The sequence below is a fragment of the Stenotrophomonas sp. 610A2 genome, assembly GCF_030549615.1.
GTDB classification, from domain to species: Bacteria; Pseudomonadota; Gammaproteobacteria; order Xanthomonadales; family Xanthomonadaceae; genus Stenotrophomonas; species Stenotrophomonas pigmentata.
The window spans coordinates 1,918,819-1,931,116 of record NZ_CP130832.1; the positions used below are offsets into that span (position 1 = coordinate 1,918,819).

The 12,298-nt window shown below is 64.8% G+C and carries 9 protein-coding genes, 3 tRNA genes and 1 pseudogene; all 13 read left to right on the top strand.

Annotated elements, in window-relative coordinates:
• Positions 1 to 320: 320 nt before the first annotated feature.
• The 13 genes and pseudogenes from Q5Z11_RS08730 (at position 321) to Q5Z11_RS08790 (ending at position 12,167) form a co-directional block, all read left to right on the top strand.
• Positions 321 to 2,848 (top strand): annotated as a pseudogene (locus Q5Z11_RS08730) (DNA internalization-related competence protein ComEC/Rec2).
• On the top strand, positions 2,742 to 3,404 hold the full coding sequence (locus Q5Z11_RS08735) for a MotA/TolQ/ExbB proton channel family protein (protein WP_282270584.1): 663 nt from the start codon (positions 2,742 to 2,744) through the stop codon (positions 3,402 to 3,404). The pseudogene Q5Z11_RS08730 and the gene Q5Z11_RS08735 overlap by 107 nt, the downstream one beginning before the upstream one ends.
• A 4-nt stretch (positions 3,405 to 3,408) precedes the next feature.
• Positions 3,409 to 3,831: an ExbD/TolR family protein gene (locus Q5Z11_RS08740; protein WP_303749631.1), complete on the top strand. Its 423-nt coding sequence runs from the start codon at positions 3,409 to 3,411 to the stop codon at positions 3,829 to 3,831.
• Positions 3,828 to 5,573 carry a lipid A export permease/ATP-binding protein MsbA gene (gene msbA / locus Q5Z11_RS08745; RefSeq protein ID WP_303749632.1) on the top strand — a complete coding sequence of 582 codons (1,746 nt, stop codon included), beginning with the start codon at positions 3,828 to 3,830 and terminating at the stop codon, positions 5,571 to 5,573. The genes Q5Z11_RS08740 and msbA overlap by 4 nt, the downstream gene beginning before the upstream one ends.
• Entirely contained in the window at positions 5,573 to 6,595 is a 1,023-nt protein-coding gene (gene lpxK, locus Q5Z11_RS08750; RefSeq protein ID WP_303749633.1) for a tetraacyldisaccharide 4'-kinase, read from the top strand. Before msbA ends, lpxK begins: the two co-directional genes overlap by 1 nt.
• A gap of 36 nt (positions 6,596 to 6,631) precedes the next feature.
• The gene (gene kdsB, locus Q5Z11_RS08755; RefSeq protein ID WP_303749634.1) at positions 6,632 to 7,408 is read left to right on the top strand and encodes a 3-deoxy-manno-octulosonate cytidylyltransferase; all 777 of its coding nucleotides are present in this window, start codon (positions 6,632 to 6,634) and stop codon (positions 7,406 to 7,408) included.
• Entirely contained in the window at positions 7,405 to 7,896 is a 492-nt protein-coding gene (locus tag Q5Z11_RS08760; RefSeq protein ID WP_303749635.1) for a low molecular weight protein-tyrosine-phosphatase, read from the top strand. Before kdsB ends, Q5Z11_RS08760 begins: the two co-directional genes overlap by 4 nt.
• Complete coding sequence (locus Q5Z11_RS08765) at positions 7,893 to 9,308, top strand: hypothetical protein (RefSeq protein ID WP_303749636.1); 1,416 nt, start codon at positions 7,893 to 7,895, stop codon at positions 9,306 to 9,308. The genes Q5Z11_RS08760 and Q5Z11_RS08765 overlap by 4 nt, the downstream gene beginning before the upstream one ends.
• Positions 9,305 to 11,152, top strand: a complete 1,848-nt coding sequence (gene uvrC / locus Q5Z11_RS08770; protein WP_303749637.1) for an excinuclease ABC subunit UvrC — start codon at positions 9,305 to 9,307, stop codon at positions 11,150 to 11,152. Before Q5Z11_RS08765 ends, uvrC begins: the two co-directional genes overlap by 4 nt.
• A gap of 7 nt (positions 11,153 to 11,159) precedes the next feature.
• Entirely contained in the window at positions 11,160 to 11,774 is a 615-nt protein-coding gene (pgsA, locus tag Q5Z11_RS08775) for a CDP-diacylglycerol--glycerol-3-phosphate 3-phosphatidyltransferase (RefSeq protein WP_303749638.1), read from the top strand.
• Positions 11,775 to 11,822: 48 nt separating this feature from the next.
• A tRNA-Gly gene (locus tag Q5Z11_RS08780) sits at positions 11,823 to 11,898 on the top strand.
• A gap of 60 nt (positions 11,899 to 11,958) precedes the next feature.
• Positions 11,959 to 12,034 (top strand) — tRNA-Gly (locus Q5Z11_RS08785).
• 57 nt (positions 12,035 to 12,091) lie between these two features.
• A tRNA-Gly gene (locus Q5Z11_RS08790) sits at positions 12,092 to 12,167 on the top strand.
• The last annotated feature ends 131 nt before the right edge of the window (positions 12,168 to 12,298 follow it).

A 12,298-nucleotide genomic window follows, 5' to 3' on the forward strand; every position in this document is an offset into this window, starting at 1 on the left:
GGCAGAGGCTTTCCCAGCAACGCACCTGTAGTGCCGAGCCATGCTCGGCAGAGGCTTTCCCAGCAACGCACATGTAGTGCCGAGCCATGCTCGGCAGGGGCTTTCCCAGTACCGCCGATGTAGTGCCGAGCCATGCTCGGCAGGGGCTTTCCCGGTAATGCCCCTGCCGAGCATGGCTCGGCACTACATGCATGATCGAGCGGCATGGCTTCGACTCTACAGTCGCCACCTGCCAATCCTGAGCCGTCATCACCCGCTTCCGCCGATGGAGCGTTGGCATCCGTCTGCCAGCATTGATCACGGCGCAAACGGATACGAACATGGCCGTTCAACCAGACGCGGACTGCCCGCTACCAAGTCAGCGAAACATCGCCGTCGCCGGCAAGGCCGTGGCGACCTTCTTTCTGGCCGGCAACTGCACCGCGATCCTTGCGCCTGGCTTACCTCCAGCACCCCTGCGCTGGATCGCCTTGCTGGCAGGAATCCTGCTATGGCTGGCAAGCCCGCGCTGGCGCTGGCTGGGGGCATTGCTGGCCGGGTTGGGCTGGACCTGTCTTCATGCAGGCTGGGGTCTGGATCAACAGTTGGCAGCGGCAAGGGAAGGGCAGGAACTCACCTTGACCGGTGTTGTAAGCACGCTTCCCCAGCACGAAACGCGGCGCACTCGCTTTCAACTACGCCTGGATACGCACACAGAGCTGCCTGCAGACCTGCGCGGACGATTGCTGCAGGTGTCCTGGTACGACGACTTCGGCGCGAAAGAGCCCGGCGCGCGCATGCAGTTGCACGCAGGTGAGCGATGGCAGATGGGCCTGCGTTTGCGAGCCCCGCGCGGCTTGGCCAACCCCGGTGGCTTCGATGCGGAGAAACATGCCCTGGCTCAAGGCGTTGCCGCCAGTGGCGTCGTCCGCCAGTCGCCGATACCGCGGAGGCTGTCGGCTGCCGCAGGCCTGGTTGCGTGGCGTGAACGCATGGCCGCACGTATTGCCGCGCTGGTGCCGGCTACATCGTCGCGTTACGTGCAGGCCTTGGCGCTGGGCGATACCCGTGGGCTGGGCGAGACGGACTGGCAGGTGTTGCGCGCGACCGGGCTGACGCACCTGATCGCGATATCCGGATTCCACGTCGGAATGGTGGCGCTATGCACGGCGTGGCTGATCGCTGGAGTTTGGCGGTTGCTGCCGTGGTTTGGTCGGTATTGTCCGCGTCCGCAGGCAGTCGCCATTGGCGCGCTGGTTGGCGCAACGGTGTACGCGGCGGTGGCCGGATTCGGCTTGCCGACGGTGCGCACCGTGCTGATGGTCGCGGTGGTTGTGCTGGCGCGGCTCGGGCGCAGGCCGGTGGATGTGGCAGTTGCGCTGGCGCTGGCAGCCTTGGCGGTACTGGTCCCGGCGCCGCTGTCGGTGTTGACGGCGGGGTTCTGGCTCAGCTTTGCCGGGGTGGCGTGGTTGTTGTGGTGCCTGCCTGAGCGCGCGCATTGGTTCTGGGGATTTCTGTCGGCGCAACGTGTGGCGACGCTGGGCTTGTTGCCGCTTACGGTGATGCTGTTTGGCCAGGCTTCGGCAATCGGGCCCGTGGCCAATCTCGTGGCGATTCCCTGGTGGAGTCTGGTAGTAGTGCCCTTGGCATTGGTGGGCACCGCGCTGGAAGCGATCTGGGCGGGAGCGGGAGGTTTGGCCTGGCGCGCCTCGGCGTGGTGTTTCGACCTGAGTTGGCCGCTGTTCGAGGTGTTGGGTAGTGGTCGCTATTCGCTGTGGTGGTTGCCCGAGTCGGCGTGGTTTGCAGTGCCGTTGGCGTTGCTCGGCGCAGTCTGGCTGTTGTTGCCGGCGGGGGTATCGGGCAAATGCTTCGCGGTACTGCTTTGGCTGCCACTGTGCCTGCCGTCGTGGGACAGGCCGGGGCCGGGCGAGTTCGAGCTGGTGACCTTGGACGTGGGGCAGGGCTTGGCGGTGGTGGTGCGTACCCGTCACCACAGCTTGCTGTTCGATACCGGGCCCGCGGTAGCCGATGGTTTTGATGCTGGCGAACGCGTGGTGGTGCCGGCGCTGCGAGCCCTGGGGGTGCAGCGACTTGATCGGCTGGTGGTCAGCCACGGCGATCATGATCATGCGGGGGGATTGCCGGCGGTGCAGGCCGTACTGCCGCCGGCAGCGGTACTGATGCCGCCAGGCTTGGCGCTGGACGCTGGCGGGGCGGGGATGGCCTGTGCCGCAGGCCAGGTCTGGCGTTGGGATGGAGTGATGTTGGAATTCCTGCACCCGCCGCCAGCCTTCCCCTATCTGGGGAACGAGTCCAGTTGCGTGCTGCGGGTGCAAGGGGCGCACGGGGCTGCGCTGATGACCGGCGATATCGGTGAGGTGATCGAACAGCGCCTGCTCAAGCACATGCCGGCGAAACTGCAGGCGGATGTTGTGCTGGTTGGGCACCATGGCAGCGGCGGGTCTTCCAGCCATCGCTTTGTCGCGGCAACCGATGCGCGACTGGCGCTGATCTCCAGCGGCCATGGCAATCGCTTCGGTCACCCGCGCGAAGACGTGGTGACCCGCTGGCAGCGCTCCGGGGCCGAGGTGCTGACCACGGCCGGGAGCGGGGCGCTGCACGTCTGGCTGGGCAAGCGGGGCTTGCAGCTGCGTGAGCGCAGAATCTGGCGGTCAAGGTCATGGGACGCCGCTGAGCGGGCGCGGGCGGCTGCTATCCTATCGGACATCAAATACGCGGCCGCGGCGCCGGAGGGTTGAAACGTGTGGGAATTGGTCAAAGCCGGCGGATGGCCGATGGTGCCGTTGCTGCTGTTGGGCGTGCTGGCCTTGGCAATCGTCCTGGAGCGTTTCTGGAGCCTGCGGCGTAACGAGGTGCTGCCGCCTGGCCTGGGCCAGGAAGTCCGCAACTGGGCTGCGCGCGGCAAGCTGGATGCCTCGCATATCGATTCCCTGCGGGCAAACTCGCCACTCGGTGCCTTGCTGGCCGCAGCGCTCGAAGCGCGCAACCGCCCGCGCGACCAGATCCGTGAGCGCATCGAAGACACCGGTCGCCACCTGGTGCACCGGATGGGCCGTTTCCTCAATGCGCTAGGCACCATCGCCTCGGCTGGCCCGCTGCTGGGTTTGCTGGGCACGGTGGTCGGCATGATCCAGATGTTCCTGGGCATCCTCGATCACGGCGTGGGCGATGTAGGCCAGCTCGCCGGTGGTATCGGCAAGGCCCTGGTCTGCACCGCGACCGGCATGATGGTGGCGATCCCGGCCTTGATGTTCCACCGCTATTTCCGTGGCCTGATCGATGGCTATGTGATCGAGATGGAGCAGGAAGCCAGCGCTTTGCTGGATGCGCTTGATGGCCGCCCGGCGGTGATGGCTGCCAGCAAGGCTGCCGCGCCGCGCCCGGCGGCAACCGAGAAGGCCTGAGCACATGCGGATTGGTAGCAATCGCACCCAGGATGAACCACATATCGATCTGGTGCCCTTGATCGACGTGATCCTGGTGCTGATCATTTTCTTCGTGGTCACCACCACCTTTGATGCGCGCTCGACGCTGCAGGTGCAGCTGCCCACGGCCAGCGACCAGAAGACCAGCGCGCCGCAGAGTTCGCTGAGTGTGCTGGTCAATGCCGACGGTCGCTACTTCGTCAACGACCAGGAAGTACTGCGCACCGACATTGAGTCGCTGAAGCAGATCATCGCCCAGCTGGCCGGTACTGACCGCGAGCAGAGCGTGCTGCTGCGCGCCGATGCGCGCACGCCCTATCAGTCGGTGGTCACCGCGCAGGACGCCCTGGGTCAGCTCGGGTTCCGCCGGATTGCGATTGCCACTGCGCCGGAAGCCAAGCAATGAGTGATAACGCCTCGGCCTGGAAGGTCTACAAACGACTACTTGGTTTCGCCAAGCCATACCGCCCGCTGTTGCTGATGGCGGGCCTTGGCATGTTGATCGAGGCAGCCGCTGGCAGTGGCTTCCTTGTCCTGATGAGCCCGATCACCAATAGCCTTGTGAACCCGAAGGACATAAACCAATGGATGCCTCTGGCTGTCATTGGTTTGTTCCTGCTGCGTGGCGTAGCCGGTTACCTGACCGATATCGGCATGGGCAAGGCTGCGCGCAGCATCGCGCGTGACTTCCGGGTGCTTGTGCTGGGTAAGTACATGCGGCTACCTGGGCAGCGCTTTGACTCGGAACCAGTCCCTTCGATGCTGGTGCGTCTTGGCTCGGACAGCGACCAGGTCGCGCAGGCCGCGATCGATGCGATGAAGGTGGTGCTGCAGCAGTCCTTGCAGGCATTGGGCTCGCTCGTGGTGATGCTGTACTACAGCTGGCAGGTGACGCTTGCGATCTTCGTGTTGGCGCCGCCGTTGGCATGGGTGATGAACAAGGTGGCCAAGCGCTACCGCCGCATCAGCCATCGGATCCAGGAGAGTGGTGCCGATCTGCTGCAGGCAGCAGATCAGGCTCTCTCCAGCCAACAGGAAGTAAAGATCTACGGTGCGCAGCCGGCCGAGTTGCATCGCTATACGGGCCTGGCCAATACAAACCTGCGTTTGGCGATGAAGGTTGAAGCCACGCGCAGCATCTCTTCGAGCATGGTGCAGCTTATCGGTGCGGTTGGCTTGGCCGCACTACTGCTTATTGCTGGCCACGAGGCGGCAGCCGGGCGGCTGACGGTAGGTGACTTTGTCGGCCTGCTCATGGCAATGCTGGCGATCATCCCCGCACTGAAGCAGCTGACCAACGTGCAGAACATGACCCAGCGGGGTATCGCCTCGGCACAGCGCCTGTTCCATGTCCTGGATGCGCAGGACGAAGTGGACAGCGGCAACCTGCCGCTGCAGCGCGCCGATGGCCTGCTGGAGTTCCGTCACGTTACTGCCCGTTATGCGGGGCAGGCCAAGCCTGCGCTGGAAGACATCAGCTTCATCGCCAAGCCGGGCACGGTAACGGCCATCGTTGGCCGCTCCGGCAGTGGCAAGTCGACCTTGATCAAGCTGATTCCGCGCTTCTATGAAATCGAGGCCGGGCAGATCCTGCTTGATGGTCATCCGTTGCAGGACTACAAGCTGGCCGATCTGCGTCGGCAGATCGCCCTCGTAGGCCAGCAGGTCACCCTGTTCAACGGCAGCATTGCCGAGAACGTGGCCTATGGTGAGTTACAGCAGCGCAGCGACGCACAGTTGCAGCAGGCCATTGATGGAGCAAACGCCAGCGAGTTCGTCGAGCAGTTGCCGCAGGGCGTGGATGCGCCGGTTGGGGCCAAGGGCAGTCGCCTGTCCGGCGGCCAGCGCCAGCGCCTGGCGATTGCCCGTGCAATGCTCAAGGACGCGCCCATCCTGATCCTGGACGAGGCGACTGCTGCCTTGGACAACGAGTCCGAGCGACTGGTGCAGGATGCATTGCAGAAGCTGATGCCCGACCGCACCACGCTGGTCATCGCCCATCGCCTGTCCACCATCGAGCACGCAGACCAGGTGCTGGTGATGGACCAGGGGCGCATCGTCGAACGTGGTACCCACGCCGAGCTGCTGGCATTGGGCGGCTTGTACGAACACCTGCATAGCATGCAGTTCCGCGATAGGCAGGAATGATGGCCAAGCAAGGACCGCAAACGCCTGCCTACTGGTATGGCGATGCACCGGTGCCGCTGCCGGCACGACTGCTGGCGCCCCTGTATGGCGCAGTAACCGGCCTGCGTCGCAGCCTGTACCGACGCGGTTGGCTGCGCGCCCGGCAGGTGCCGCTGCCGGTGATCGTGGTTGGCAACATCACCGCCGGAGGTACCGGCAAAACGCCGCTGACCATTGCGCTGGTCAATCGCTTGCGTGAGGCCGGCTGGAAGCCTGGTGTCGCCAGTCGCGGCTACGGTCGTGACGAGGCCGATACGGCGCGCTGGGTCACCGCGGACATGGACGTGGGATTGGGCGGCGACGAGCCGGTGCTGATTGCCTGGAAAACCGGCGTGCCGGTACGCGTGGACAAGGACCGTGTTGCGGCAGCCAAGGCCTTGCTGGAAGCCGGCTGCGATGTGGTGGTCTGCGACGATGGTCTTCAGCATTACCGCTTGGCCCGCGACATCGAGATCGAAGTGGTGGATGCGGTGCGGCGTTATGGCAACGGCAAACTGTTGCCGGCCGGGCCGCTGCGCGAGCCGGTGTCACGCGCAGCGCACTGCGACTTCCGCGTGGTCAATCTGGGCCAGACCAGTGACGCTGCCGAGCAGGCGGCCGACTCCGGCTTTGGTGAGTGGGCGATGCGCCTGTCGATCGATGTTGCAAGGCCGCTGAAGGGCGGCCGCGACAAACCGTTGAAATCATTCGCGGGGCTGCGTGTGCACGCGGTGGCCGGTATCGCCAATCCGCAGCGGTTTTTCCAGATGCTGCGTACCCGTGATATCGGCGTGGTACCGCATGCCTTTGCCGACCATCATCGCTACACGCCGCAAGACCTGTCCTTCGGTAGCGAGCTGCCGGTTTTGATGACCGAGAAAGACGCAGTCAAATGCCAGGGTTTCGCGACCGCGTGGCACTACGCTGTGCCGTTGCAGGCCGAATTGCCGGCAGCGTTCTGGGTGGCCTTGCTCGACCGTCTGGGCAAGCTGTCCCGCGGTTGATGCATGCCGTTGTTGCGCGTGTTGGAAGGAGTTGAGATGAGTAACGTTCCCGAATTCGTGGTGGCCATTCCGGCCCGCTATGCCTCCACCCGCTTGCCCGGCAAGCCCTTGGCGCTGATTGCTGGCGAGCCGATGGTGCTGCACGTGGCGCGCCGCGCCCTCGCTGCCGGCGCCCGCGAGGTCTGGGTGGCTACCGATGACGCACGTATCGCGGAGGCGGTGGCGGGATTACCCGGCATCCACGTCGCGATGACCGATCCCGCGCATGCCTCCGGCACCGATCGTCTGGCCGAATGCGCGCGCCAGGCGGGCTGGGCTGATGACGTGATCGTGGTGAACCTGCAGGGCGATGAGCCGTTCGCTCCGGCCGAGGGAATCCAGGCGGTGGCGACGATTCTTGCAGGCAGCGGTGCGCCGATGTCGACCCTGGCGACGGTGGTGGAAGACGCCCCGACCTTGTTTGATCCCAATGTGGTCAAGCTGGTCCGTAATGCGCAGGGCGACGCCCTGTACTTCAGCCGCGCGCCGATTCCCTGGCATCGCGATGGTTTTGCCGTCAGCCGTGATGCGCTGCCGGCCGGGCGGCAGTGGCTGCGGCATATCGGCATCTACGGCTACCGGGCAGGTTTCCTGCAGCAGTTCGCGGCCATGCCGCCCGGCAACCTGGAGCAGATCGAATCGCTGGAGCAGCTGCGGGTGCTGGAGGCTGGGTTCCGTATCGCAGTCGGCTTGTCACCCGCGCCGTTCCCGCCGGGGATCGACACCCCGGAAGACCTGCACCGCGCCGAAGCGCAGATGAGGGCTTCACGGTGAAACTGCTGGTGGTCTGCCTGGGCAATATCTGCCGCTCGCCGATGGGCGAGGGCGTCTTGCGCGCGAAGATTGCCGGGGCAGGGCTGGACAGCTGGATCGAGGTCGATTCAGCCGGCACCTCGGGCCATTGGCATGCAGGGCGCGGACCTGACCCGCGCGCGGTTGCCTGTGCACGCCAGCACGGGGTGGATATCGCAGCCCTGCGCGCGCGCCAGCTGCGGACCGAGGATTTCGACGCATACGACCTGATCCTGTGTGCTGACCGCGCCAACCTGCGCGATGCACAGGCACTTGCGCCGACCGGGCTGGGGACGCGCGCGGTGCTGTGGCTGCCATGGGCGGGCATCGACGGCACCGATGAGGTCCCGGACCCTTATTACGGTGGCGTGAGAGATTTCGAGCACAGCTGGGCACTGCTCGATACTGCGGCCCAGGCCACAGTGCGCCGCCTGTCGCGGCGCGACGACTCCGGCATAATCCCTGCATGAACGAAAACCGCGTAACGGAACTGCCCACGTCCGCTATCTGGCTGAATGCAGCGCCTGCGACCCTGCAGGACATGCGTGGCCGCCCGCTGGTACTGGCCTTCGTCAACGGCGCCTCGGTGTGGTGCATGCAGCGCGTGGCCGAGGTCATGCGCTGGCAGGCGCGCAACCCTGGCCGCGTGCAGCTGCTGGTCGTGCAGGTGCCCAGATTCGAGTTCGAGCGCGAGCCGCAGCACGCCCTCAAGCTGCTGCGTCGGCAGGGCGTCAACGCGCCCATCGTGCTGGATGCGCAGTGGGATGCGTGGCGGAAATTTGATGTGCAGTCGTGGCCGACCTTGCTGATGCTCGATGCTTACGGCCAGGAGCGCGAGCGCCTGGTAGGCGCGGCCGGCGATCTGGAGCGTGCACTGGGCAGCCTGAGCGAAGGCGTGATGCGTCCGCTCGACGATGACGGTGACAGCCTGCGCGAACTCAATGCCGAACCGCGTCTGCCGCTGCTGTTCCCGGCCGGTCTGGTCGCTACGGCGGATCGACTTTACGTTGCCGATACCGGCCATCACCGGGTGCTTGAATGTACCCAGGAGGGGCGCGTGCTACGGCAATTTGGCCTGGGCAGCGCAGACCTGATCAACGGTGGCGTCGGCGAGGCGGCCTTCAATCGGCCGCAGGGCTTGGCGCTGGTCCGCGAGATCCTGTACGTGGCCGACACCGGCAACCACGCGCTGCGCAGCATCAATCTGATCAGTGGGCAGGTGGATACCCTGTGCGGCAATGGCCGCGCCGGTGATCCGCGTGCCGGCGTGCTCGCCCAGCCCTGGGACAGCCCGCTGAATTACCCGGCAGCCGTGGCGGTGGCCGACAACCAGGTCCATATCGCCATGGCCGGCGACAACCACATCTGGAGCTACGATCTCGGCACCCGCGAGCTGCGTTGGCGGGCGGGCGCCGGTGCGGTGGAAGTGCGCGATGGCAGCGGTCACCTGGCCGCATTCGCACAACCCAGCAGTCTGGTCGCGGTCCAGCAGACCCTGTATGTCTGCGACGCATTGGGCTCGGCAATCCGTTCGGTGCAGCTCCGTGGCGATCTGGTGCAGACGCTGGTCGGGCAGGGGCCGTGGGAGTCGGGCAATGTTGATGGCCCGCGCCTGCGCGCTTGCCTGCAATACCCATTGGCGTTGGCAATGGGGCCGGACTCGCCGTTGCTGTGGATTGCCGATGCCGGCAATGGCTCGCTGCGCACCCTGCGGCTGGGCGGTGGCGATCTTTCGACCGTCAATCTGCCGCGTCGCCTGCATGGCCCGGCGGCGTTGGCCGTGGCGGCCGGCGCCATCTGGATTGCCGAGGCAGATGCGCATGCCGTGCTGCGTTTTGATCCGCTCAGCGGTGAACTGAGTGAAGTGCCGATTGAAGGATGACCGCCGTAGTTGCCAATGAATTCGATGGCAAGGCCTTCGCCGCGGCGCTGAGTACCGCGCCAGGTGTGTACCGGATGTACGCTGCCGATGACACCTTGCTGTATGTCGGCAAGGCCGGCGCGCTGCGCAAGCGTGTAGGCAGTTACTTCAATGGCTCGCCGAAGAGCCGGCGCATCATGATGATGCTGTCGCAGGTGGCGCGGATGGACGTTACCGTCACCCGCACCGAGGCCGAAGCGCTGCTGCTGGAAAACCAGCTGATCAAGTCGCTGAACCCGCGTTACAACGTGTCGCTGCGTGATGACAAGACCTATCCGCAGGTGTTGCTGACCCGCGAGCAATGGCCGCTGATTGCGTTGCATCGTGGTCCGCGTGCAGTGCCCGGGCGCTATTACGGCCCGTATCCGGGCGTCGGCGCGGTGCGCGAGACGCTCAACCTGATGCACAAATTGTTCAAGCTGCGCAGCTGCGAGGACAGCGTGTTCCGCAACCGCTCGCGGCCGTGCCTGCAGTACCAGATCGGTCGTTGCAGCGCGCCCTGCGTGGAGCTGGTGCCACAGGCCGAGTACGACGAATCGGTACGGCGTGCGGCGATGTTCCTGGAAGGCAAGAGCGATCAGCTCGCCGAAGAACTGATGCAGGCCATGCAGCAGGCCAGTGACACGCTGGAGTTCGAGCGAGCCGCGCGGTTGCGTGATCTGGTGGCGTCGCTGCGCAGCATGCAGAACCGCCAGTACGTGGATGGACGCGCAGCCGACCTGGACGTGTTGGCCTGTGCAACCCAAGGAGCCAGCGCCTGCGTGATGCTGCTCGCATTCCGCGATGGCCGCAATCTGGGCACACGCGCGTTCTTCCCGCGCACCAATGGCGAGGACAGCGCCGAAGAGGTGTTGGCCGCGTTTGTCTCGCAGTATTACGTCGAACATGAGCCGCCGGCCGAAGTGCTGCTGGATCGGCAGATTCCGGACGCGGAGATGATCGAGGCCGCGCTGAGTGCGTCGGCTGAGCGCAAGGTGGCCTTGAAGTGGAATGTGCGTGGTGAACGCGCGGGGTACGTGGATCTGGCCAGTCGCAACGCGCAGATCACCCTGGTCGCCGAGATGGACAGCGCTGGCGCACAGCAGGCACGCAGTGAAGCGGTGCGCGAGATGCTGGGCCTGGCCGAGCCGGTCAAGCGCGTGGAGTGCTTCGATATCAGTCACACCATGGGTGAGGCCACGGTGGCCTCCTGCGTGGTGTTTGACGCCGCCGGCCCGGTGCGCGCGCAGTACCGGCGCTACAACATCAGTGGCATCGAGCCGGGTGACGATTACGCCGCCATGCGCCAGGCCATCGACCGGCGTTTCCGCCGCGCGGTGGAGGAGGGCGGCGTGCTGCCGGACGTGCTGCTGATCGACGGTGGCGCCGGACAGTTGGCGCAGGCGCAGGCCGCGCTGGCCGATCTGGGCGTGGAAGGGGTGATGCTGGTAGGTGTGGCCAAGGGCGTGGAGCGCCGCGCCGGTCACGAAGCGCTGGTATTGCCCGATGGCCGCGAGCTGCGCCCGGGCGCGGCCTCACCGGCGCTGCAGTTCATTCAGCAGGTGCGTGACGAAGCCCATCGCTTTGCCATCACCGGCCACCGCGGGCGCCGCCAGAAGGCGCGCATGACCAGCAAACTGGAAGATATTGCCGGCATCGGCCCGCGCCGGCGCGCCAGCCTGCTCAAGCATTTTGGCGGCATTGCCGGCCTGAAGGCCGCGGGCGAGGCCGAAATCGCCCGCGTGGAAGGCATCAATGCCGCCCTCGCTGCGCGTATCTACGCTAACCTTCATGGTCTGTCGGTACCCGATCCGGCAGCGGAGTAATGTTGTAATGAAATTGACCATCCCCACCTGGCTGACGCTGCTGCGGATCCTGATGATCCCGGTGCTGGTGCTGGTGTTCTACCTGCCCTATGCCTGGACCAACTTCGCCTCGGCGGCGATTTTCGGTCTGGCGGCGATCACCGATTGGCTGGATGGCTGGGTGGCACGGCGGTATGCGCTGCATTCGGCGTTCGGTGCGTTCCTGGACCCGGTGGCGGACAAATTGATGGTGGCAGTGGCCTTGTTCCTGATCGTGCAGGGGCATCCGACGCCGTGGATGGCGTTCTGGGCGGCGGTGATCGTCGGTCGCGAAATCGCGGTATCGGCACTGCGCGAATGGATGGCCGAGATCGGCCAGCGCGCCAAGGTCCGGGTGGCGATGATCGGCAAGGTCAAGACCACCGCGCAGATGGTGGCGCTGCTGTGCCTGCTGTATTCGGTGTCACCCAATACCTCGTACAAAACCATCTGGATGGGCGAGCCGGTTTTCCACATTGGTGATTGGATGTTGGCCATCGCCGCTTTGCTGACTCTGGTGTCTGCGTTGCAGTACCTGCGAGCTGCCTGGCCGAGCCTGCGTGAAGACGAAAAAGCCGCAAGGAATGGCGCAGTTAAAAAGTGAACAGGCTGTTGACACTGCGCCCAATGCATGTAGAATTTCGCCTCCCAAGCGGGAATAGCTCAGTTGGTAGAGCGCAACCTTGCCAAGGTTGAGGTCGCGAGTTCGAGTCTCGTTTCCCGCTCCAGTTTCAAGCATCGATCCGTGTTCATTCGTGGCTTGATGAGTAAATAGATGTAGCAAGCCTGCGGGAATAGCTCAGTTGGTAGAGCGCAACCTTGCCAAGGTTGAGGTCGCGAGTTCGAGTCTCGTTTCCCGCTCCAGTCTTGCGATACATCTCGAATGTTGGTGCTCTGCTCGGCAGGTGCTGCATTCAATCCGCGGGAATAGCTCAGTTGGTAGAGCGCAACCTTGCCAAGGTTGAGGTCGCGAGTTCGAGTCTCGTTTCCCGCTCCAGATAATGACCAGCAGATTCCATGTGATATCTGCAGGTAAAGAAAAGCCCCTGACGGGGCTTTTTTGTTGTCCGGCATTTTTGCCCGGGGACTACTGCTGCCGGTGCCGGCAGCAGTAGCGATGCCAAGGAA

Excerpts from the sequence above, each read along its gene's own strand:
- Q5Z11_RS08740 (WP_303749631.1), top strand. The coding sequence starts at position 3,409 with ATGCGGATTGGTAGCAATCGCACCCAGGATGAACCACATATCGATCTG.
- msbA (WP_303749632.1), top strand. The coding sequence starts at position 3,828 with ATGAGTGATAACGCCTCGGCCTGGAAGGTCTACAAACGACTACTTGGT.
- lpxK (WP_303749633.1), top strand. The coding sequence starts at position 5,573 with ATGGCCAAGCAAGGACCGCAAACGCCTGCCTACTGGTATGGCGATGCA.
- kdsB (WP_303749634.1), top strand. The coding sequence starts at position 6,632 with ATGAGTAACGTTCCCGAATTCGTGGTGGCCATTCCGGCCCGCTATGCC.
- Q5Z11_RS08765 (WP_303749636.1), top strand. The coding sequence starts at position 7,893 with ATGAACGAAAACCGCGTAACGGAACTGCCCACGTCCGCTATCTGGCTG.
- uvrC (WP_303749637.1), top strand. The coding sequence starts at position 9,305 with ATGACCGCCGTAGTTGCCAATGAATTCGATGGCAAGGCCTTCGCCGCG.
- pgsA (WP_303749638.1), top strand. The coding sequence starts at position 11,160 with ATGAAATTGACCATCCCCACCTGGCTGACGCTGCTGCGGATCCTGATG.